We start from the raw sequence: 22,547 nt of genomic DNA on the forward strand, positions 1-22,547 counted from the left end.
TAAATATTCTGAATACAGGATTCGAAGGAGATGAGGGCAACGAAGCCGTTCGGTCCATCGCCGCAGCACTCTATTTTTTACAAGATCGTGTTGACGTTCCTCTGCTTGCTCCTCCCGTTATGCGGATTGAACTTATTCATGAACGATTCCGGAGCCGGCATCGTCCGATCCGAAATCGTCCATTCGATGGACGGCAAGGTAGAGCTGTACGTCGACTTGATCGAATCCGACTTCGACCGAGTCATACGGCTTGTCCAGACGTACGTCAACGACGACGATCTGCTCATGCTCAGCTCCGCCGCGTCCGTCATGTCGGACGTGGAACGAACGAAGGCGATCTTATCGCTGAAGCGGAAGATCGATCTCGTCAAGGCGTCCAGTCGTTTCGTGGAAAATGCAAGCGCCTTCATCCCGATGCTGGACCGCACGGTCACCTCGAACGACAACTCGATCGCTACCTTCGACGAAGCGCGGTTCGAAGCGTTGTCCGCGACGACGAACCGGTACGACGCTCCGTTCCTGCGCTATGACGATAACTTGTACATCAGCGTTCCGTATCCGGACCCCGCGTTGTCCGGGGGACGTCCGCCGCAGTTTTTGCTGACGGTGGAAGTGTCCGAACGGGAGCTGCGAGAGACGTTGAAGCGTTTCGCGAACAACGGGGAGAAGGCGGTATTATCTTCGAACCGGTTCGATTGGGCCGTCCGAAGCGACGAAGGGTTCGGCGCCGCCGTTCCGGCCGATTCGGACCAAGCGTCCGGCGACTCCGTCCGGCTGGACGGAGAACGTTATCTCGTCGTGTCGCAATCGTCGGATCGGCTCGATACGACGCTGACGATTTTCGCGCCGGAACGCCGGATCTTCGGTCCCTTAACGAAATACCGGACTTGGCTGCTGCTCATGTCGATCTTCTCCGTCGTCGTCATCTTGTTCTTCGCGCTCAGTCTGCATCGGATTATCGAACGGCCGCTGCGGACGCTGGTGCGTTCTTTAAGTCAGGTGGAGAAAGGCAACTTGCAGGTGGCCGTCGCGTACGAGCGCAAGGACGAGTTCGGCTTCTTGTTTACCCGGTTCAACGCGATGGTTCGTCAGCTGAACGTGCTCGTCCATGAAGTGTACGAGCAGAAGTATCTCGTCCGACTCGCGGAGCTTCGCCAGCTGCAGTCCCAGATCAACCCGCATTTCCTGTATAACAGCTTCTTTATCCTTCACCGGATGGCCACGCTGCGCGACAACGACAACATCGCCCGGTTCACGAAGTACCTGGGCGACTACTTCCGTTATATTACGAGAGACGGCGCTTCGAACGTTCCGCTCTCCGAGGAAGTAAACAATGCGCGCACGTACACCGATATTCAGGCGTTCCGATTCGGACGCCGCATTGCGGCGACGTTCGGCGATCCGCCGAAGGAATGGGAGGGCTTTCGCGTTCCGCGGTTAATTCTGCAGCCGTTGATCGAGAACGCTTACGCGCACGGGTTGGAGAACAAGACGAAGGATGGGCGGCTCCTCGTCGAATTTCGCGCGGCGGAGGAGACGCTGCTCGTCGTCGTCGAGGACAACGGCGAGCACTTGACCGAAGAGACGCTGCAGCAGCTAAGGCAACGGCTGACGGCGCCGGAGTCGGCGGCCGAGAGCACCGGTCTCCTGAACGTGCACCGGCGCTTGCAGATCATGTTTGGAAGGGAGAACGGCTTGACCTTGTCGCGGGGCGCCGAAGGCGGCCTCCGCGTAGAGCTCCGCATACCGAGAGGCAGAGAAGGGGAGGATGCGTTTGTATCGTCTGTTGATCGTCGATGACGAACCGTATACGGTCGACGGCTTGTACGAATTCTTGCAGGAAGCGGACTTGCCCGAAATCGAAATGTACAAGGCTTATTCGGCGGAAGAAGCGCTGCAGAGGCTCGATCGAGCGAAGTTCGATCTCGTAATCAGCGACATCCGAATGCCGGGCATGAACGGGCTGCAGCTGCAGAAGAAGATTAAGGCCAGGTGGCCGGCATGCAGAGTGATCTTCCTTACGGGCATCAACGACGCCGACTACGTGCGCGAAGCGCTGCGCGAGGGCAGCGCCGATTATTTGTTGAAGACGGAAGGGGACGAGCCGATTCTCGCCGCGATTCGGAAGGCGATCGGCGAACTGGAGCGGGAGCTGATGAACGAGCGGGTGCTGACCATGGCGGAAGCTCGGCTCCGCGAGGCGCTTCCGGCGCTGCGCAACGACTGGTTCCGGCGGCTGCTGCAGTATGGCATCGAGGAGAACGGATTATCTCAGACGAAGCTGGACGAGCTGGAATGTCCGCTCCAGGCGAAGTTACCTGTCCTGCTCATCGTCGGACGCGTCGACCGGTGGCCTACCGTCCTGTCGGCGACGGATCGGTCGCTCTTGATGTACGCGATCGAGAACGTCGTCCAGGAGCACTTCGAACCGATCGCGTCGCAGTGGATCGCCGTCGACGAAAGTTATTTCACGCTGCTGGCGCAGCCCCGGACGCGCGTGGAGTCGGAAGAGGGGGGCCTGGACGGTCCGGACGATTCGCCCCGGTGGGAACGAGCGGTTCGATTCGCGCAGGGCGCGTTGGACACGGTGCAAACCGCCTGCGCACGGCTGCTCAAGCTGTCGGTTTCCGTTGTCTGCGGAAGGGAGCCGATCGATTGGGTGGACCTGACGGAGAGAAGCTCGTCGATGCGCAACGCGTTGGTCGTCGGCGTCGGGGACGGCAACAGCATGATGCTCCTGAACGGCGGCAGCGCGGGCGAGCGCGCGACGCGCGAACGAGACGAGGCGGCGGCCGCCCGTCGGAAGGAACGATTCGGGAACGCGCTGGAAAACGGAGATTCGATCGCGGCGCGCGAGGCGTTGGAGGACTGGTTCCAAGGCGCGGAGACGTATCCCTTGTACGTGGAGGCGTATTATGCGGCGGCGAATCGGCTGCTGCGCCTCGCGAACCGGTGGGGCGTCTCGGAAAGGCCGGGGGCGGGGTTTCGGCTGGAAGAGCTGATGAACATCCGGGCGCATCCCTCCCGCGAGGAGGCGATCCTCTTCCTGCAGGAGACGGCCGACCGGCTCATCCGCGACAAGCGCGCGACGCAGCAGGACCGCGCGCACTGCATCGTCGACAAAGTCAATCGCATCATTCGGGAGCGCATGCAGGAGGACGTCTCGTTGACGGCGCTCGCCGACGCGGTTTATTTGAATCCGACGTATTTGTCGATGCTGTACAAGCAAGTGACGGGAGCGAACATCTCGGAAATTATCGTTCAGCTGCGGTTGGAGCGGGCGAAGGAGCTGCTGGCGGATTCCCGCTACAAGATTCATGAGGTGGCCGCCGCGATCGGCTTCGACAACGCCGGATATTTCGCCCGTTTCTTCCGCAAGCACGCGGGCGTCGGACCGCAGGAATATCGAAATCAGTCGAGCGTATAAGGAGCCCGGAACGAAGTTCTGAACGAAGTCGCATGAATCCAAAGATTGTATCATTCTCAGGAGAGGATGCAAGCTCCTATACTAATAACAGGATGGATCATCCAAATAAAGGGAGGATGACGATGAAGCGGAAGAAGGGGAAATACGGACTGTCTGTTGCTCTGATTGCGATTCTTTTATTTGTAAGCGCTTGCTCCGGTGGTGGGGGCGCAGGGGAGCCGGAGGGGGCGGAAGGAACGCCGAACGGAACGGGGAATGCGGAGAAGCCTGCGGAGACGCCGGCCGGGAGCGAGGAGGGACCGATCGATCCGCTCGGGAAATACGATCCCCCGATCGAAATCACGAGCGTTCGGATCGTCAACGATACGTTTAAGTACCCGGAAGGCGACGACATCGGCAATAACGTATGGACGCGCACGCTTCAAGAGAAGCTGGGCATCAACGTGAAATACGACTGGGTCGTCAGCGGCGACGGACCCGGCGGGCAAGGCGAGCAGAAGATGAACGTCTCGATCGCGTCCGGCGATTTGCCGGATTTCATTCCGGTCAACGCTAAGCAGCTGAAGCAGCTGGTCGAAGCGGACCTGCTGATGGATTTGACGGACGTATACGATAAATACGCCTCGGACTTTACGAAGGAAATTATGTTGCAGGACGGGCCGAACGCGCTGGCGTCCGCGACGTTCGGCGGAAAGCTGATGGCTATTCCCAACACCGGCTCCGCGATGGACGGCGCGATGATGATCTGGATCCGGGACGACTGGCGGAAGAAGCTGAACTTGCCGGTGCCGCAGACGCTCGACGACGTGATCGCGATCGCCGAGGCGTTCACGACCCAAGATCCGGACGGCAACGGTCAAGCGGACACGATCGGCATGTCGCTGAATAAAGATTTGTACGGCGGCTACGCGGGCATCGACGGATTTCTGAACGCGTTCCATGCGTATCCGCGGCAATGGATCAAAGACGACAGCGGCAAGCTCGTCTTCGGCAGCGTGCAGCCGGAGATGCGGCAAGCGCTTCAGAAGCTGCAAGAGATGTTCAAGAACGGGCTGCTCGATCGAGAGTTCGGCGTGAAGGATCAAGGGAAGGCGGCGGAATTCGCCGCGTCGGGCAAGGTCGGATTGCACTTCGGGCAAATGTGGAACCCGCTCTGGCCGCTCGTCGACAGCAAGAAGAACGATCCGGCCGCGGAGTGGCAGTCGTACCCGCTCGTATCCGCCGACGCCGAGCCCGCCCTGCCGCGGGTCGGATTGACGGTAGGCGGGTATTACGCGGTGCTGAAGGAAGCGAAGCATCCGGAAGCGCTGCTGAAGATCATTAACCTGTTCACGGAAACGGGCTGGGGCGAATCGACGACGCCGGACAATTACGCGGCGCACTTCACGAGCGACGGCTTCGAGAAGCACAAGTACATTCCGTTCCAAACGTGGCCCGCTCGGAAAAACTTGGATATCCATCTTCACATCACGGAAGCGATGAACAGCGGAGACTTCTCGAAGCTGAACCCCGAGGAGCAGAACAACTTCCAACAGATCGACGCCTTCCTGAAAGGCGAGGCGGGCAGCGAGATCGGCTGGGCGTATAACCAGGTGTTCGGCAAGGAAGGCTCCTTCAAGGTGATCAACCAGTACGTGAACGACGGAAGCCTGCTCCAAAACGAGTTTTTCGGAGCCCCGACGCCGACGATGGTCGACAAGGACGCGACGCTGCAGAAGATGGAGCTCGAAGTGTTCACGAAGATCATTCTGGGCGATCCGATCGAGCTGTTCGACAAGTTCGTCGAGGACTGGAAGAAGCTGGGCGGCGACGCGATGACGCAGGAAGTGAACGACTGGTACGCAAACAAGTAAATCGCAATCGGCGAGGGGAGCGATTCTCACATATCGCCTTCCCTCGCTTCCCTTTCGCGGAAGGAGGCGCAAGCGCATGCTGCAGAAAATAAAATCCCCCTACTGGCCGCTTCACCTCATGCTGCTGCCGGGGGTGCTTCTCGTTCTCGTCTTCAGCTACGGTCCGTTGTTCGGCATCGTCATCGCGTTCCAACGATTTCTCCCGGCCAAGGGCTTCTTCGATTCGCAGTGGATCGGGCTCGACAACTTCCGATACGTGTTGGACTTGCCCGATTCATCAAGAATACTATGGAACACGGTCATCATCGCGTTCTTCAAGATCGTCGTCGGTTTCATCGTCCCGGTCGTCGTCTCGCTGCTCTTGAACGAGGTGCGCAAGGAGATGTTCAAGCGCAGCATCCAGACGATGATCTATTTGCCGCATTTCTTGTCTTGGATCATTCTGGGCGGCATCCTGATCGACATTCTGTCGCCGTCCAGCGGCATCGTGAACCAATTCCTCGTCTGGTTCGGCATCGAGCCGATCTATTTCTTAGGCGACAACGCCTGGTTCCGTCCGGTACTCGTGTTATCCGACGTCTGGAAGGAATTCGGCTTCAATACGATCGTCTACCTCGCGGCGCTTACCAGCATCAATCCCTCGCTGTACGAGGCGGCGATCGTGGACGGGGCGGGGCGATGGAAGCAGACGCTGCATATTACGCTGCCGGGCATGATGCCGATCATCGTCCTCACGTTGACGCTCAGCCTCGGCAACGTGCTGAACGCCGGCTTCGATCAGGTGTTCAACCTGTACAGCCCGCAAGTGTACGAGACGGGGGATATCATCGATACGTTCGTGTATCGGATCGGCCTCGTCGACGCGCAATACGGCGTCGCGACCGCGGTCGGCTTGTTTAAATCGGTCGTTTCGCTCGTCTTCATTTCGGCATCGTATTATTTGGCTTATCGATTGGCGAATTATCGCATTTTCTAAGGAGGAGGGGGAAGATGGTAGAGCATCTCGGCTTCGGGAGAAGGCTGTTCCTCGGCGTCAACTACGCGGCGTTGGCGGCGCTCGCCTTGTTGTGCCTCCTCCCGCTGATCCATGTGCTGGCGATCTCGTTCAGCTCGAGCCAGGCGGCGACGGCGGGACTCGTGAAGCTGTGGCCGGTCGAATTCACGGTCAGCTCGTACGAATTCGTTCTCGCCAAGCCCGCCTTCACGCAATCGATCGGCGTCTCGCTGCAGCGGGTGTTGCTGGGCGTTCTGGTCAATATGCTGCTTACGGTATTGATCGCCTATCCGCTCGCGAAGGAAGCGAAAAAATTTCCGTACCGCACGGCGTACGTCTGGTTTTTCGTCATTACGATGTTGTTTCACGGCGGACTCATTCCGCTGTACATGACGGTGAAGTATACGGGCATCATGAACACGCTGTGGGCGCTCGTGCTGCCGAACGCCGTCCCGGTATTCAACGTCGTCCTGCTGCTCAACTTCTTCCGGGGATTGCCGAAGGAGCTGGAGGAGGCGGCGTTCATGGACGGCGCCGGCCATTGGACGACGCTGTGGCGCGTCATGGTGCCGTTATCCGCGCCGGCGCTCGCGACCATTACGCTGTTCGCCACCGTCGGCCACTGGAACGCATGGTTCGACGGGCTCATCTTCATGAATTCGCCGGACAATTACCCGCTGCAGAGCTATCTCCAGACGGTCGTCATCAATCGCGACTTATCGCTCGTCTCTTCGTCGGACTTGAAGGCGCTGGCGGAGGTGAGCGATCGGACGGCTAAGGCGGCGCAAATCTTCCTCGGCGCGCTGCCGATCCTGCTCGTATATCCGTTCTTGCAGCGGTTCTTCATGAAGGGGATCGTGCTCGGCAGCGTGAAGGAATGAAGTCGATCGGAAGGAAGGAGGGGCGCCCGCAGGATCGGGCGCCCCATTCTTATGATTACGATATTTTCTCGTACACCGTCGGGAAGTGGTCGCCGGCGAGAATTTCGCCGGGCTTCACCTGCACGTAATCGTGCATCGGATGATTCGCGAGCGGCTCGTACCGGGTATGCCCGGGCATGTAGTGGACGGCGATGGCGCGCCGCTTCAGCTGCGATCGATTATGCGGCGAGCCGTGCCACGTCAGGCAGTGGTGATAGCCGACTTGCCCCTTCTTGATCTCGAAAGGAACGGCTTCGACGACGGCGCCCTCGGGGAGCAGCTCCGGCTGCTTGTGGTACGGCTTGAAGTCCGGCGTCGCTCCGATGTATTTCTGATGGTTGCCCCACTTGTGACTGCCGGGCACCATCCACATGCAGCCGTTCTCGATGACGGCGTCGTCGAGCGCGACCCACGCGCTGACGAGGTCGGCGGGCTGGATGATCGGCCAGAGCGGATGGTCCTGATGCCAGCCCGTCGGCCCACCGGATAACGGCGGTTTGTACTGCACTTGATCGTGCCAAATTCGCACCGCGTCCGTTCCGCACAGCTGCGCGATTTCCTCGCAGATCGTCCGGTTCGCCGCGTGCTGATAGAAAGCGTCGCTGGCCATCCAGATGTTTACGATCTGCACGACGCGCTCGGTGACCGTCATCTTCATGTTATCGTACAAAGAGTTGTTTCCCAGCATATTGTGGTTGAGCACCGGCTTCTTCACGGACTTGCCTTCCATAACGAGATCGAGCTCCGCGCGAAGCGCTTCGACTTCCTCGTCGTTCAGCACGACGTCTCCTTTCAAAAAACCGTTCCGGTGAAATTCCTCGATTTGGGCTTCCGTCAACATATGCTGTTCTCCCCTTCGAAATAATGTTGTTTACGGTTCCATCATACGGAAGGAGGAGCCGAACGTATTTAGAATTAATCATAGAGTAGTTGCGATTTTTCAAGATCGCGCATCCAGAAGGGAACCGGAGGTGCCGCGTACATGCATGAGGGATCGGTGAACGATATGCTGCCGGTCGTAAACTTCGCGAGCAGGGATGCGGCGGACGCGGGAAATTACTGGGGACCGCGCGTGATTCCGGATTATCAGCTGTTCTATGTCGCGTCGGGCGAAGCCCGGCTGACGGTCGGCGAGGAGGAGCACAGGATCGATCCCGGACAATTCGCGTATTTCGGCTATGACCATCCGCATCGGCTGCAAGTCGTTCGGCCGACCGAATATTTCAGCATTCATTTTCTATGGAACGGGCCTTCGTCTACGCCGGTCCATCCCGCCTACGGCATTCGGGAGGTGGACGAGGCGATGCTGCGCCGCGCGGGCGGCCTTCACCGCGTCGAGTGTCCGGGCTTCGGGTCCGTCGAGCTGCCGCATCGGCTGTCCGCCGTCGGCGTCGAGCCGATTCTGACGCGCATCGTGAAGGAATACCGCCAGGAGCAGCCGGGTTATCCGGCGATGCTGCGGGCGCATATGACGGAGCTGCTGATGGAGCTTCTGCGGAGCCGGATGGAGGGGGGCGCGGCGAGTCGTCGCGGCCGGATCGACGTCGCCCTGCGCGCGATGCGGGAGCAGCCGGCGAAGCCGTGGACGGTAGCGGAGCTTGCGAGTCTGTGCGGATACCATCCGAGTTATTTCACGTTGTTGTTCTCGCGGGAGATGGGGCGGAAGCCGAAACATTTCCTCATCCACGAACGGATCAAGCAAGCGAAGCAGGCGCTGCTGCGCGGAGAGGCGATCGATTCGATCGCCGAGCGGCTCGGCTACGGAAGCATCCATTACTTCAGCAACAACTTCAAGAAGGAGACCGGCTTGTCGCCGAGCGAATTCAGACAGCGGCCCGATCGCGGTTCGGACGGTTGACGATGCGGAGCGTTTGGCGAATCGACCAACTTTTTTTACAGATCCTCCAAGATTGGAAGCGGTTGAACGACTTATACTGTCCGTAGAAATCCAAATACGAAGGGTGAGGACGGGAATGAACGATCGCCGGGTATTGGAACAGGAGAAGATCGATTATTATCGGGAAAACGGGTTCGTGCAAATCGACGATGTCTTATCGAGCGAAGAAGTCGAGGAGCTGCGCGAGTATTTGTTCGAAACGATGGATCAAAGCGGCGGAAGAAGCTTACAGACGGACAAGGAAGACGGATTGTATTACCGCGTACTCAATCAACGCGTGAATACGTGGCGGGATCACGGGGGGATGGCGCGCTTCGTGCTCGGCTCTCGGTTCGCGGACATGGGCAAGCAGCTAACGGGCTTCGAGGGCATTCGTCTGTTCCATGACCACGCGCTGTTCAAGATGCCGAAGGATTCGAAGCCGACGCCGTGGCATCAGGATTGGCCGTACTGGCCGATGCGGGAGACCGGGGCGTTCTCGATTTGGATCGCGCTCGACGACGTGGACGAGAACAACGGCTGCATGATGTTCGTCCCGAAGTCGCAAAAGATTAAAAATCTAAAGAGCGTAAGCTTGGTCAGTCCCGAGGACATCTTCGCCCAAGACGGCGCCCGGGAGGTCGATCGGAACACGGCGGCGATCGTCCGAATGAAGGCGGGCAGCTGCACGTTCCACGACGGCCTCACGTTCCATTACGCCCACGCCAACCGGCTAGATAAACCGCGTCGCGCGCTCGCGATCATCTACATGGCCGACGGCACGACGTACAGCGGGGCGCCGCACGTATGCACGGACGGCTTGGGCCTGGCGCCGGGCGACGTTATCAAGGGCGGGCTGTTCCCGAAGCTGGCCTAGGCGGATTCGGATCGATTCGAGCAACATGCCCGCATCCGACGGACGTATGTCCGGATCGACCATGACAGGGCGATCCGGACACGATATGATCGAGGTAGCAAGCGCTTCCACAAGCGCATTCGGAAAGGATGACGATCATGATCAACATCGCCGTCGTCGGCGTCAACAACATCGGCAAGCTGCATTGCCAAGCCTATGCGAAGCATCCGAAAGCGCGGTTGGTCGCGGTTTGCGACCTGCTCGAAGAGCGGGCGGCGGCGGCCGGCCGCGAGTTCGGCGTTCCCGCCTATACGAGCTTGGAGCGTCTGCTCGAGTCCGAGTCGGTCGACGCTGTGGCCGTAGCGACGGCCGGGGAGGAGAAGGGTGGCCATCATTTCGATCCCGCGATGCTCGCCATGCGCGCGGGCAAGGACGTCTTGGTGGAGAAGCCGATTTCGAACCGAATCGAATTGGCCCGCGAGATGGTCGCGTTCGCGCGCGAGAAGGGCGTGCGTCTCGCCTGCAACTTGAACCACCGCTTCTCGCCCGCCGCCTTCCGCGCCAAGGAGCTCGTCGAGGAAGGCAAGCTCGGAACGATCCTGTTCGTAAATATGCGCCTGACGATCCGCAATCCGTCCGACGAGACGCCGTGGCTCCACCTTCGGGCGCTGCATCCGCACTCGATCGACGTGATGCGTTATTTCGCCGGCGACGTCCGCCGCGTACAGTCGTTCCTGACGCAGGCGCCCGGCCGGACGTCCTGGTCCACCGCGTCGATCAATATGGAGTTCGAATCCGGCGCGGTCGGCCATCTGACGGGCAGCTACGACATGTCCATGCGTCACCCGATCGAATGCCTGGAAATCGGAGGGACGTCAGGCCGTCTGCTGCTCGATAACGTCTATGAGACGATGACGTACTTCCCGCACGACTCGGACGACCGGCTCGTGCTGCAAAATCCGATCTTCGGCGGCATGCAAGGGTTCAACGATACGTTCCGGCTGCGGATCGACCGCTTCCTCGAGGATATCGCCCGGGGCGCGTCGCCGGACGACGTCGCCGCCTCGGGCGAGGACGCGCTCGCCGCGCAGGAGACGATCGAAGCGGCGATCCGCTCCTTCCAATCCGGCGGAGCGCCGGCCGTCGTCGAACGCAGCGGGGGACGCGATCATGCGTAAGCTGAACAGCAGCGCGTTCATGAAGGAGGACTTCCCGTTCTGGATCGCTCGCACGACGCAGGGCAACGTCGACGAGCACGGGCACGACTTCGTCGAGCTCGTCTACGTCGTCCGCGGAAGAGGGCGGCATCGCTTCGACGGCGCGTCGTACGATATTCATGCTGGCGACGTGTTCATTATCAATCCGGGAGAGACGCATGCGTACTCCGTCCAACCCGGCGATTCGATGGAGATCGTCAACTGTCTGTTCATGCCGTCGTTCATTCCGGACTCGCTGCTTCGGGAGCTGAACGTCACGGATGCGATGGATTATTTCTACGTGCATCCGTTCCTCCAGCGGGACCAGCGGTTCAATCACCGCTTGAACCTGCACGGCGAAGACGCGGACAACGTGCTCGGCCTGCTCGAGAGCATGCTTCGCGAACAGGGGGGAGCGGGCACCGGCTTCGCTACGATACTGAGGCTGAAGCTGCTCGAGCTGCTCATTCTGTTGTCGCGTTTTTACAAGACGATCGGACGCGGCGCTGCCTCGCCGTCGCCGAGACAGCAGGACCGAACGATGACGGCCAGACGCCTGTACGGTTATATGGAGAGAAATTACGATAAGAAGCTGACGCTGCAGTCGTTGTCGGAGCTGTTCAACATCAGCTCCCGGCACTTAAACCGGCTTATCCGCCGCCAATACGGCAAGAGCGTCGTGGACGTCCTGCACGACATTCGCATCGGCCGCGCCAAGCGGCTGCTTCTCGACACCGACGAGAAGGTCATCTCGATCGCGTCGCTCGTCGGCTACGAAGATTCCTCCTTCTTCACGCGCCTGTTTCAGCGCCACGTCGGCTGCTCCCCGAGCCGGTATCGGTCGCTTCACGACGGCGAGGAGCTGGAAGGCGGACGCACGTCGTGAGCCGCAAGCGCCCGAACGTGCTGCTCGTCACCGCGGACCAGCTCCGCTACGACGCCGTCGAACCGAACGCCCCCGGCGCGCCGAGCACGCCGCATCTGGCAAGGCTCGCGGCCGAAGGAGTCCGCTTCGCGCACGCGTATTCGCATATTCCGGTATGCGGGCCGGCGCGACAGTCGCTGCTGTGCGGCCGACGGCCGGAGACGTTCGGCGGCCTCTGGAACGCCGGCGGAGCGCTGCCGGTCGCGTCGCTGCCGCCGGACGCCTGGACGTGGTCCCAGGCGCTCGCGGACGCCGGCTACCGAAGCGCATTCCTCGGCAAGTGGGGCGTGCATCCTACGCTCGATCCGACGAGTTACGGCTACGATACCTACGTCGGGGAATCCGACTATGCCGCATTTCGGAAAGCGGAATATCTGGAGGTCGAGTTTAAGAACGGCTACTTCGGGGAACCGAACCCGATTCCGGTCGAGGCGTCCTCGACGCATTGGTTCGCGGATCGGGCGGCGGCGGAGCTGCGCCGTCTCCACGCGTCGGGCGGCCCATGGCATATGGCGATCCATTTCGCCGAACCGCACTTGCCGTGCCGCCCGTCGGGCCGGTTCGCCGACATGTATGCGCCGGAAGCGATCAAGCCTTGGCCCGGCTTCGAAGAGACGTTCGCGGGCAAACCCTACATACAGCGCCAACAGCTGTATAACTGGGGCGTCGAACGGTATACGTGGGCGGATTGGTCGCCGATCGTCGCTCGGTACTTCGGCGTCGTCAGCCAGCTCGACGACGCGATCGGCCGCGTGCTCGGCGCGCTGGACGATCTCGGCGCGGCCGATGACACGCTCCTCGTCTTTACGTCCGATCACGGCGACATGTGCGGGTCGCACCGGATGATGGATAAACATTACGTCCTATACGACGACGTCGTCCGCGTGCCGATGGCGATGCGTTGGCCCCGCGCGCTTCCGCAGGGGACGGTGCTCGACCGATTCGCTTACAACTTTCTGGATTTGGCGCCGACGTTCCTCGAGCTTCTCGAGCTCGAGGCGGACGCGAGCGTTCGAGCCGGCTTCCACGGTCGATCGCTTGCGCCGCTGCTCTCGGGACGTCCGGATCCTTCTTGGAGGGAAGACGTCGTCGCCACGTATAACGGGCAGCAGTTCGGCTTATACACGCAGCGGATGATCCGCACCGAGCGATGGAAGTACGTCTGGAATTTGACCGACGTCGACGAGCTGTACGACGTTCAGGCGGATCCCGGAGAGCTTGAGAACCGAATCGGCGAGACCGAGCTCGCGGACACGGTGCGCGGCCTGCGGGTTCGGTTGCACGAGACGCTTCGCCGGGACGGCGACGGCTTCGACAACGAGTGGATGAGGCGCCAGCTGGTCGAAGGCAGGAAGCTCTAACAAATTTTTTCTTGCTGCCAGCGAATGCTCTGATCGAACGGGACGTACTCGAACGCGCTTTCCTTCCAATAATACATAAGCTCTCGACGCGTCCACCCCTCGTAAAGCTCCTCCCATTCGTACGGACCGTGCGGCCGGAGGGAGGCGGCTTCGATCGGATCGCTCGCCCGTTGGTAACGAAAGTCGCACGACAGCCGGATCGTGCCCGGACGAAGGTTGGGCAGCGCCTTGTGCACGGTATGGCTGTGGAACGCGAGCACGTCGCCCGCCTCGAAGTCGACCGTCTCCCATTCGTAGTCCAAGCCGCATAGAATCGACTCGAGTCCGCCGGCGCCCGCCGCATGCGTGACGCCGAGCAGCCCTTCGCGATGGCTGCCCTTCAGCACGGCGAGTCCGCCGAGCGCCCGCGGCACGTCTCCAAGCGGTATCCAGCACGTCCACGTATCCGAACTACCTTGCACATGCAGGAAGTCCTGATGGGACGGCGTCGTACGAACGTCCGGATGCGGCAGCATGACGCGGGCGATATTCCGCGGATGCACGAAAGGCTCGCCGCCGAACACGGCCGTCAACATGCGCCGGATCGCCGGCGCGTGCGCCAGCGCGTGGAACGACTCCAGCTTCTGGATGTCCCGATACACGTCGAGCGGCGCGCCTACGCCGTTCCATGCGACCTCCTCGGCGGTATAGCGGCGGATGCGCGCTCCGTCGCCGATCGCCTCGTCTTCGCGTCCGGCCTCGAGCAGCTCGTAAGACCGAAGCACGCCGAGAACGTCGCCGCGAACGGCCATCACCGTCTCCCTCGGAAGCAGCCCCCGAAAGAAAATCATCCCGTCGAGTTCCGCGCGTTCCCGGATGAGATCCGGCGTTTCGAGCAAGGGCGTCGCGTCTTGGAACGTGCCGGAGACGGGACGTTTATCGTTGTCCGTCAACATTTCGATCAGCTCCTTATATCGCTTGCAGCGGATGTATCGTCAGCGTATCAAACCTGTCGGCGGTTGTATTTGTCCGATACCCATGGCCCGTTGCACTTTACCGGATTCGGATGACGCTCGGACGAGAGGAGAGACCCCTTATGCCGCTGCTTGCCCCTTCCGGCGCGGAGTTCGCGCCCGTCGTCGGCTACGCCAATCGGCTCGTGTGCACGCCTTCGGAACGATTCGGGCCTCGCGCGATTTCGGACTTTCAATTCGTGTTCGTCGCTAGCGGCGCGGGCCGATTCGCAATCGGAGGACGCAGCTACCGCGCCGCTGCAGGCTGCTTGTTTTTCTACGGGCCGGACGTGCCGCACGTCATCGAAGCGGACGACGCCGACCCGTTCGTGTTGTACGGCGTTCATTTCATCCCGGAAGGACCGCTGCCGGAGCGCCCGCCGGAGTCGCCCCTCGGCATCCGGCCGGCGAAGGGAGACGAACCGTCTCCCGCCGAGCCCGGCCTGCCTTTCCCGCCGTGCGCGAGGACCGGGATGTGGCCGCTGCCGTATTTCGAAACGTTCGCCCGCGAATTCGTCGAGAAGCGGCCGTTCGCGCCCGAAGCGCTCCGCGGGGCGATGCTGCAATTCGCGGCGAGGCTGCTGCGCTGGTGCGAGAGCGGCAGCTTGCCCGCGCCGACGCCGCTGGAGGCGCGCATCGCGGCGGTGCGGGCGATGCTGGAGGAGCGGGCCGGCTCGCCTTACGACGCCGGTTGGTTGACGGAGGCGTCGCCGTATACGCATGACTACGTCTCCCGGAAGTTTCGGGAACGGTTCGGCGCGGCGCCCCAGCGGTATCACGACGAACGCAGAGTAGAGCAGGCGATGCGCTTGCTGGCGACGAGCGCGGACTCCGTCACGGACGCTGCGCGGCGTCTCGGGTTCGACAGCGTGCATTACTTCTGCCGTTGGTTCAAGAGCCGAACCGGGGAACAGCCGTCCGTCTTCCGGCAGCGGAATCGTACGATTTGACGCCGAAGGTCCGTCGAATCGTGCACCTTTTCCATCGTATCGTGTACATCGGGAAGCGAGGAAGCCGGTTACAATTGGACGTAGTAAGCGCTTACTCCAAGAAAGGAAGGGGGAGCTTATGCCCGCCGAGACGGAAGTGAACGGAAACCTTCGAGGGACGGAGAGAGGCGCGCCGGCGGTTCGGGAGGCGTCGCTCCTGCGGCGGATGGCGGCGCACAAAACGTTGTATTTGTTATTTATCCCCGTCTTGCTGTACTACGCGCTCGTCCGGTACTGGCCGATCGGCATGGCTTGGATCGTGGCGTTCAAGGACTTGCAGCTGGGCGCGGGCGTATGGCAGAGCGAATGGGTCGGACTGGACAATTTCCGCGTCATGTTCACCGATCCGCAGCTTGTGAAGGTGCTTCGAAATACGGTGGAAATCAGTCTGCTTCGGCTCGCCGTCGGGTTCGTGCCGCCGATTATCCTGGCCATCATGTTTCACGACCTTGCGAGCAACCGGTTCAAGAAGTGGACGCAGACGATCGTGTACATCCCCCATTTTTTCTCGTGGGTCATCGTCTTCGGCATCGTCTTCGCGCTGTTTTCGACCGGGTCGGGGTTCGTAAACAACATGCTCGAGTGGTTCGGCTTGCCGCGGAAGGAGTTTTTCCTCGATCAAGACTGGTTCCGGCCGCTGCTCGTCGGTTCGGCGGTCTGGAAGGAAATCGGCTGGGGCACGATCATTTATTTGGCCGCGCTCGCCTCCGTCGATACGCAGCTGTACGAAGCGGCCGCGATGGACGGAGCGGGACCGCTGCGGCGCGTATACCATATCACGCTGCCGTCGCTCGTGCCGGTCATCATTTTCCTCGTTTGCTTGAATCTCGGGACGATCCTCTATGCCGGCGGGGAGCAAATTCTCCTGTTCTACAATCAAGCGGTGCTCGATACCGCGGACGTCGTCGATACGTGGATTTACCGGGAATCGCTCGCCCGGCTGCAGTTCAGCATCGGGACGGCGATGGGGCTGTTCCAGTCGTTCGTCGGCATGCTTCTCGTGCTCGCGACGAACGCCGCATCGAAGAAATATACGGGCCGGGGCATCTGGTAGAAGGGAGCCGTTCCGATGTATGCATACGCATCGCGTTCCGAGAGAGCATATCAGATTTTCATTCATACCGCCGTGGCGCTCGTCGCGCTTTCGGCCTTGTTTCCGCTCGTCTACGTCGTCGGCATGTCGCTGACGTCGCAAAGCGAGATGATCGCGCGAGATTATTTCGTCATCGTCCCCCAGGAGCCGACGTTGGAGGCGTACAAGCGGATTTTCGCGTCGCCGCTCGTCTGGCAGTCGATCGGAATGTCCGTGCTGCGAAGCACGCTGGGGCCGCTGCTGACGCTTGCGCTCACGACCGTCGGGGCGTTCGTGTTGTCCCGGAAGACGCTGCCCGGGCGCGGACCGCTTCTGTTCCTAGTGCTGTTCACCATCTTGTTCCACGGCGGTCTGATCCCGTCGTACCTCGTGATGAAGCAGCTGCACTTGATCGATTCGTTCTGGGCATTGATCGTGCCGATGCTCGTAGACAGCTTCGGTCTGCTCGTCATTAAGATTTTCATCGAAAATTTGCCCGACGGCCTCATGGAATCGGCTCGGATCGACGGCGCCGGGGAAATTGCGCTGCTGACGCGCATCGTCGTGCCGATGGCGGCGCCGGCGCTCGCGGCGATCGGCATGTTCAGCATCGTCAATCATTGGAACAGCTGGTTCGACGCGCTCATTTACTTGAACGACAAGCAGCTGTACCCGCTGCAGATGGTGCTCCGGAATATGCTGACGGTGGACAGCATGGCGAACGATCAAATGAACTTCATCTTGAAGGACACCCAGCGCGTCAGCTCGGAGACGATTAAGATGGCGACGGTCGTCGTCGGCATCTTGCCGATCATGTGCGTGTACCCGTTTCTGCAAAAGCATTTCATTAAAGGGATGTATCTCGGCGCCGTGAAGGGCTGAAGAGAGAATATCAGGAAAAGGGGACGAAGAGACATGAAGCGAACGTTACGCTCCGGAATGGCCATCATGCTTGCGTCGCTGATCGCCGTGTTGAGCGCCTGCACCGAACGGGCGGCGACCGACGAACCGCCCGGGAACGACGTGCCGTCGAACGGAGAGGCGGCGCAGCCGGAAGGCGGAGCGTCGGCGGAGCCGGCGAAGGAGCCGGAGCCGATCGGCGAGTTTCCGGACGCTTTCCCGATTCCGAAGGCGGTCGACCCGTCGAGTTATGCGTACGACGATCTAAGCGAAAAGTACGAAATCGAAATCATGCTTCCCGGGGCGTTCAATCAGCCGATTCCCGACGATCCGATCAAGAAGTATTTGGACGAAAAGTACAACGTCGATCTGACGCTGACCAACTTGACGGCGGCGGACCTTAGAAACAATGTGGCGGTCCGGTTCGCCTCCGGCGACGCGCCGGACGTCGTCGTCATGCCGTTCAAGGACGTTGCAATCTCCCTCTATAAGCAAGGACAACTGGCCGAGGCGTCCGATATCCTGCCTTACATGCCGCAGGCGGCGCAGTACGTGACGAAGACGTTCGCGAACTGGGCGACGGTCGACGGCGAGATGATCGGCATCCCGCGGTACAGCACGTTCCAGGACAACTGGGGATTTTTCATCCGGGAGGATTGGCTGAAGACGCTCGGCCTCAGCATGCCGAAGACGGTCGATGATCTGTACGCCTACGCCGAGGCGGTGACGAAGAACGATCCGGACGGAGACGGCAAGGCGGATACCTGGTTCATGGGCGGCGCCGGCGGCGGCAACGGGTTCGGCATGCTGGATAGCCTCCGCAGCGCGTTCGGTCACCCGTCCTGGAACGTCGTCGACGGGAAGATCAACCACCCGATGCTGGACGGGACGACGCGCGGCTACCTCGAGTTCTTGAAGAAGCTGAACGACGAACAGCTGCTCTCTCCCGACTGGTACACGATCTCGTGGGAGCCCTTCAAGACGTACACGTTCAACGATCAGGTCGGCATGGTGCATTACCCCGGTGCGAACTTGATCGACGAGACGTACCATGCAAAAAATCGGGACATGAGCGTACTGAATGTTTGGAAACCGATCGCTCCGCCCTCGGCGGACGCGGGGGAAGAAGGCAAATACGCACCGGGCGGGGCGCCGGGCGGGATGTTCGTATTCTCGAAGAAGGCGGTCGAGGATCCGGGAAAGATGAAACGAATCGCCCACATCATCGATACGATGATTTACCCGAACGAAAATTATTGGACCGTCTCGCAGGGCGGCGGCCCCGAGATTTATCCCGACGGGTCCCGCGTCGTCTTCAACGAAACGGACGGCACGAACGTCTTTTTCATCGACAAAGAGAAGCACCCGGCTGCGATTAAGCCCGAGCTCAACAGCTTGCCGGATTGGCAATTCGTCGGGTATACGCTGCTCTGGCAAATTTACGACGACGAGGTCGGCAAAATCGGCGGCGAGCACAACATCTACGTAAACAACTTGCCGAGACACGAAAACTTCGGCATCTTCATTACGCTCGACGGACCGACCGAATCGAAGATCAACGATTTCCAATTGAAGAACGAAATCGCCTTCGTGCTCGGCAACCGCAGCTTCGACGATTGGGATGCGTACGTGGGGGAATGGAAGGCGTCGGGCGGACAGAAGCTGATGGAGCAAGCGGCGGAGCAGCTGGACGCGTCGATGCCGTAAGGCGGGCGACGAAATACGAACGGGAAGACGGAGCGGCCTTGGCGGGCGGCTCCTTTTCTCCCGTTCTTCGATAAACGGGGGGCTTCCGGGATGGAATGGACTCGCTTGAAATCGCATTGGAAGCTGATCGTGCTGCTTATGATCCCAAGCGCCGCATTCGCCTTGATGCTGGTGCAGGCGTCGAAAAATCAAGCGATCGATTATTTGGAACAGTCCAAGCGTTCGGCGATGCGCGAGATGGCCGAACAGGCCGCGTTGTTCGTCCGGGACCATATGGACCGGGCGGCGGATCTGATGCTGGACGTCGAAGGGACGGTTCTTCAAGACAATACGGACAAAGAAGGGCTGCCGGCGTACATGGAAACCGTCGCCAAGGTGCGCGCGGACCTGATCCGCGGCATCGTCTTCATCGGCGACGACGGCGGCATGATCGGATACCCGGAGAGCTACTGGCCCAGCTTCGCTGCGAAGGAGCTGTCCGTCATCGAGTCGCAGCCGCTCGACCGATACCCGCCGATCGATTGGAGTCCGCCTTTCTACTCGAACATGGGGAAGTTCGGGTTGTTCAGCACGGTGGCCATGGTCAGCAAGCGGGTGTACGACAGCGACATGAATCCGATCGGACGGCTATCCATGGCGGTCGATACGACGGGCTTCCTGAACAAGACGATCGCGTTCGTCGACAACTACGATGTGCAGGTGCTGCTGTACGACCAGAACGATAATCTGATCGATTCGTTCATGACGCTCGGGAGCAACCCGCTTCGCCCGATGCGGCAGTCGAACGAAGCGATCCGGAGCTTGCCCGGGGCGCAGCGCTATTTTCAAGAAAACGGATTTTATTACGCGTCCGCCGACATTCCGGCGCATCCGCGATGGAAGATCGTCGTCGTAAGCGATCTCGAGGCCGTGGAGCGGACGTTCCGCCCGGTGACGACGCTGAGCGTGGTCGTGCTCTCGGTCGGCATCGTCGGTTTTATGTGCATTTACGGAATCGTCTCCTGGTGGTTCACCCGTCCGATCCGGCAGCTGGCCGTCGGCATGCGCCGGATCGCCAAGGGCGACCTGCACTACCGGATGAAGCTGGAGCGGGCCGACGAGTTCGGAGAGCTCGCCGAGCAGTATAACGCGATGACGGCCACGATCCGGGAGCTGATCGCGAACCTGAAAGCGACGGAGGAGCGGAAGCGGCGTACGGAGATGCGAGCGCTGCTGTCGCAGATGAACCCGCATATGCTCTACAACACGATCAATTTGATCGACGACGTGATCGACCACGGGGGCAAGGAGGAGCTTCATCGTCTCCTCGAAGCGCTTGGCGAACTGCTGCGGTACGGCTTGGATCAGCGCCGCGGCAACGTCCGAACGCTCCGCGAGGAAATCGAAAACGTCGAGTTTTATTGGTTTATCGTCAATCAGCGGTACGGTCAGCGCTTCACGCTGACGGTCGACGACAGCGTCCGCCGGCACGCCCCCGCGTCGGCGCTGAAGCTGATGCTCCAGCCGTTGGTCGAGAACGCGCTGTTTCACGGCTTGCTGCCTTCGCCGAACGCGAACGGCGTCGTGACCGTCTCGGCCGAGCGGCAGGGCGACTCGCTTGTCATCGCTGTGCGCGACAACGGGGTCGGCATGACGCCGGAGGCGGCGGCGGCGCTGGAGGCGCGGATCGCCGCGCCCGAAGAAGGCGAAGCGGACGGCATCGGCGTGCGCAACGTCCATCAGCGGCTCGCGCATACGTTCGGAGCCGCGTACGGCCTTCGCATCGATAGCGGCGGCCCGGGCGAGGGGACGACTGTCCGCATCCATATCCCGTACCGCGCGATAGAGGAGGAACGTCGATGAACGAACCGATTCGGCTCGTCGTCGTAGACGACGAGCCTTACGTTCGCAAGAAAATTCGCGGCTTCTTGTTGGAGGAACGCGGCTACCGCATCGTCGGGGAAGCCGACAACGGCGTGGCGGCGCTCGAGCTCGCGAAGCGCGTTCGACCGGACATCGTCATCGCCGATATCGGCATGCCCGTCATGAACGGGTTGGAGCTGCTGCGGCGTCTCCGGGAGCTGCCGTCTCCGCCGGAAGTGCTGATGCTCACCTGCTACGATCAATTCGAGAAGGCGCAAGCCGCGCTGCGATACGGCGCGGCGGATTACGTCACGAAGCTGCTGTTCAAGGCGGCGGATTTCGCGGAGTCGCTGGACCGCGTCGCGGGGAAGGCGCGGGAGGCGGCGGCGCTTCGACGGCAAGCGGCCAAGGAGCGGCTGTCCGTCTGCGCGGCCGGATCTCCTGCGGCGCCGGCGGCGATCGAGCGACTGTCAGCGGAGATGCCGCTCGGGGCGGCCGTCGTCGCCGTGCTGCGGGCGTCGCGAGCCTCGGCGGCTTGGGCGGCGGCGCAAGCCGATCGGCCGCCGGCGGCCGGCGAAGGGGATGCGGCGATCGCCTTCCGCTTGGACCGCGACGCGTGGGCGTTCGTCTATTACCGGAGCGCCCGGGGGATGCGCGGAGCGCTCGCCGCGGACGTCGCCGCCGCTTGGGACGCTCTCTTTCGGGAAGCGCCGCAAGCTTTCAAAGCGCGGCTCTTGCTGACCGACGAGCTGCGCGATTGGCGTGAATTCGGCGAGGCGGTGCGCCGAGCGCATGCGGAGGCGGACGACGGGCTGTTCCTGCCCTTCAATGCGGCGCTGCGTCTGAGCGCGCTGCCTTCGAGCGCGGCGCCGTTGCCGTCGCCGCCTTCCGAGGAGCGGCTCGCCCGCCTTCCGCGCGCCGAGGCCGCCGCTCTTCTCCGAAGGTGGATGCGGTCGCTTCCTGGAGAAGGCGGGGCGGCGGCGGCCGCCTGGCCTGCGGCGCGCGCGGCGCTGCCCCGGCTGCTCTGCGCCGCCGTCTCCGCCGAAGGGGCGCCGCCGCTCGACCGCTACGCGGAGGCGAGCGAGCGGCTGCAATCCGTCTTCGACGCGTCGGAGTTATTCGACGCGGTCGACCGATTGCTGGACGAATGGGCGAACGACGCGCGCCGCGGAAGCGCGGAGGCGGGCGCGCGCAGCGAGGTGCGGCAGGGGGTGGAGTATGTGCATCGGCATTACGATCAAGATATACATCTGCACGATGTCGCGAGGCGCGTCAATCTAAGCCCGAGCTGGTTCGCCGCCTTGTTCCGCGCGGAGATCGGGAAGCCCTTCAACGAATATGTCCAGCGCTATCGACTCGAGCGGGCGAAACGGCTGCTTCGCGAATCCGACCTGAAAGTATACGAGGTCGCCGAGTCGGTCGGCATCGCGAACGCGCGGTATTTTTCCCGTCTGTTTTACGACGCGTACGGGGTCACCCCGCTGGAATACAAAAAAGGGGGAGGTGGCTGAATCGGATGGCACATTGTCCCGATCCGCCATGAATGACGGCGGACGGTTATTTTATGATACAGAGAGAAAGGCGGAATGCATCGCAACGCAACGAACGGACTTCTTGAACTCGAAAGGGGGAGCGGG

General features: G+C 61.2%; 18 protein-coding genes. 16 read left to right on the forward strand and 2 right to left on the reverse strand.

The genetic code is table 11. The features are described from left to right. Window positions 1-30 precede the first annotated feature (30 nt). The 5 genes from FE782_RS07675 (at window position 31) to FE782_RS07695 (ending at window position 7,155) form a co-directional block, all read left to right on the forward strand. Window positions 31-1,800, forward strand: a complete 1,770-nt coding sequence (locus FE782_RS07675; protein ID WP_138193473.1) for a sensor histidine kinase — start codon at window positions 31-33, stop codon at window positions 1,798-1,800. After that, a complete protein-coding gene (locus tag FE782_RS07680; RefSeq protein WP_158299285.1) occupies window positions 1,775-3,427 on the forward strand; it encodes a response regulator transcription factor in 1,653 nt (550 codons plus the stop codon). The genes FE782_RS07675 and FE782_RS07680 overlap by 26 nt, the downstream gene beginning before the upstream one ends. A 122-nt stretch (window positions 3,428-3,549) precedes the next feature. Further along, window positions 3,550-5,280: an extracellular solute-binding protein gene (locus FE782_RS07685; RefSeq protein WP_158299286.1), complete on the forward strand. Its 1,731-nt coding sequence runs from the start codon at window positions 3,550-3,552 to the stop codon at window positions 5,278-5,280. A 76-nt stretch (window positions 5,281-5,356) separates the two neighbouring features. Next, on the forward strand, window positions 5,357-6,256 hold the full coding sequence (locus tag FE782_RS07690) for an ABC transporter permease (RefSeq protein ID WP_138193476.1): 900 nt from the start codon (window positions 5,357-5,359) through the stop codon (window positions 6,254-6,256). A 14-nt stretch (window positions 6,257-6,270) separates the two neighbouring features. Then, window positions 6,271-7,155 carry a carbohydrate ABC transporter permease gene (locus tag FE782_RS07695; protein ID WP_138193477.1) on the forward strand — a complete coding sequence of 295 codons (885 nt, stop codon included), beginning with the start codon at window positions 6,271-6,273 and terminating at the stop codon, window positions 7,153-7,155. Window positions 7,156-7,210: 55 nt separating this feature from the next. Here FE782_RS07695 and FE782_RS07700 read toward each other — a convergent pair whose 3' ends face one another. Beyond that, the gene (locus tag FE782_RS07700; RefSeq protein WP_138193478.1) at window positions 7,211-8,035 is read right to left on the reverse strand and encodes a phytanoyl-CoA dioxygenase family protein; all 825 of its coding nucleotides are present in this window, start codon (window positions 8,033-8,035) and stop codon (window positions 7,211-7,213) included. 141 nt (window positions 8,036-8,176) lie between these two features. On the opposite strand from FE782_RS07700, the gene FE782_RS07705 reads away from it, so the two are divergent. The 5 genes from FE782_RS07705 to FE782_RS07725 all read left to right on the forward strand — a co-directional run bounded on the left by FE782_RS07705 (window position 8,177) and on the right by FE782_RS07725 (window position 13,408). Continuing rightward, on the forward strand, window positions 8,177-9,052 hold the full coding sequence (locus FE782_RS07705; RefSeq protein WP_138193479.1) for an AraC family transcriptional regulator: 876 nt from the start codon (window positions 8,177-8,179) through the stop codon (window positions 9,050-9,052). 115 nt (window positions 9,053-9,167) lie between these two features. Then, window positions 9,168-9,947 carry a phytanoyl-CoA dioxygenase family protein gene (locus FE782_RS07710; protein WP_138193480.1) on the forward strand — a complete coding sequence of 260 codons (780 nt, stop codon included), beginning with the start codon at window positions 9,168-9,170 and terminating at the stop codon, window positions 9,945-9,947. Between the two features lie 137 nt (window positions 9,948-10,084). After that, window positions 10,085-11,104 carry a Gfo/Idh/MocA family protein gene (locus tag FE782_RS07715; RefSeq protein WP_138193481.1) on the forward strand — a complete coding sequence of 340 codons (1,020 nt, stop codon included), beginning with the start codon at window positions 10,085-10,087 and terminating at the stop codon, window positions 11,102-11,104. Then, window positions 11,097-12,008, forward strand: coding sequence for an AraC family transcriptional regulator (locus FE782_RS07720; protein WP_138193482.1), 912 nt, complete (start codon window positions 11,097-11,099; stop codon window positions 12,006-12,008). The genes FE782_RS07715 and FE782_RS07720 overlap by 8 nt, the downstream gene beginning before the upstream one ends. Then, window positions 12,005-13,408 (forward strand): sulfatase family protein, encoded by a 1,404-nt coding sequence (locus tag FE782_RS07725; RefSeq protein WP_138193483.1) that lies wholly within the window; start codon window positions 12,005-12,007, stop codon window positions 13,406-13,408. Before FE782_RS07720 ends, FE782_RS07725 begins: the two co-directional genes overlap by 4 nt. On the opposite strand, the gene FE782_RS07730 is transcribed toward FE782_RS07725, so the two are convergent. Further along, a complete protein-coding gene (locus FE782_RS07730) occupies window positions 13,405-14,343 on the reverse strand; it encodes a phytanoyl-CoA dioxygenase family protein (protein WP_138193484.1) in 939 nt (312 codons plus the stop codon). The two genes, FE782_RS07725 and FE782_RS07730, sit on opposite strands and share 4 nt — an antisense overlap. Window positions 14,344-14,483: 140 nt before the next feature. Here FE782_RS07730 and FE782_RS07735 point away from each other — a divergent pair, with 140 nt between their 5' ends. From FE782_RS07735 to FE782_RS07760, 6 genes are all read left to right on the forward strand, one after another. Continuing rightward, window positions 14,484-15,350, forward strand: a complete 867-nt coding sequence (locus tag FE782_RS07735) for a helix-turn-helix domain-containing protein (protein WP_158299287.1) — start codon at window positions 14,484-14,486, stop codon at window positions 15,348-15,350. Window positions 15,351-15,468: 118 nt separating this feature from the next. Further along, window positions 15,469-16,443 carry an ABC transporter permease gene (locus FE782_RS07740; protein WP_138193486.1) on the forward strand — a complete coding sequence of 325 codons (975 nt, stop codon included), beginning with the start codon at window positions 15,469-15,471 and terminating at the stop codon, window positions 16,441-16,443. 15 nt (window positions 16,444-16,458) lie between these two features. Then, a complete protein-coding gene (locus tag FE782_RS07745) occupies window positions 16,459-17,343 on the forward strand; it encodes a carbohydrate ABC transporter permease (RefSeq protein WP_138193487.1) in 885 nt (294 codons plus the stop codon). A 33-nt stretch (window positions 17,344-17,376) separates the two neighbouring features. After that, entirely contained in the window at window positions 17,377-19,068 is a 1,692-nt protein-coding gene (locus FE782_RS07750; protein WP_138193488.1) for an extracellular solute-binding protein, read from the forward strand. A gap of 90 nt (window positions 19,069-19,158) precedes the next feature. Then, window positions 19,159-20,910: a sensor histidine kinase gene (locus FE782_RS07755; protein WP_138193489.1), complete on the forward strand. Its 1,752-nt coding sequence runs from the start codon at window positions 19,159-19,161 to the stop codon at window positions 20,908-20,910. Then, the gene (locus FE782_RS07760) at window positions 20,907-22,421 is read left to right on the forward strand and encodes a response regulator (protein ID WP_138193490.1); all 1,515 of its coding nucleotides are present in this window, start codon (window positions 20,907-20,909) and stop codon (window positions 22,419-22,421) included. The genes FE782_RS07755 and FE782_RS07760 overlap by 4 nt, the downstream gene beginning before the upstream one ends. The last annotated feature ends 126 nt before the right edge of the window (window positions 22,422-22,547 follow it).

Source organism: Paenibacillus antri, from assembly GCF_005765165.1.
GTDB lineage: Bacteria > Bacillota > Bacilli > Paenibacillales > YIM-B00363 > Paenibacillus_AE > Paenibacillus_AE antri.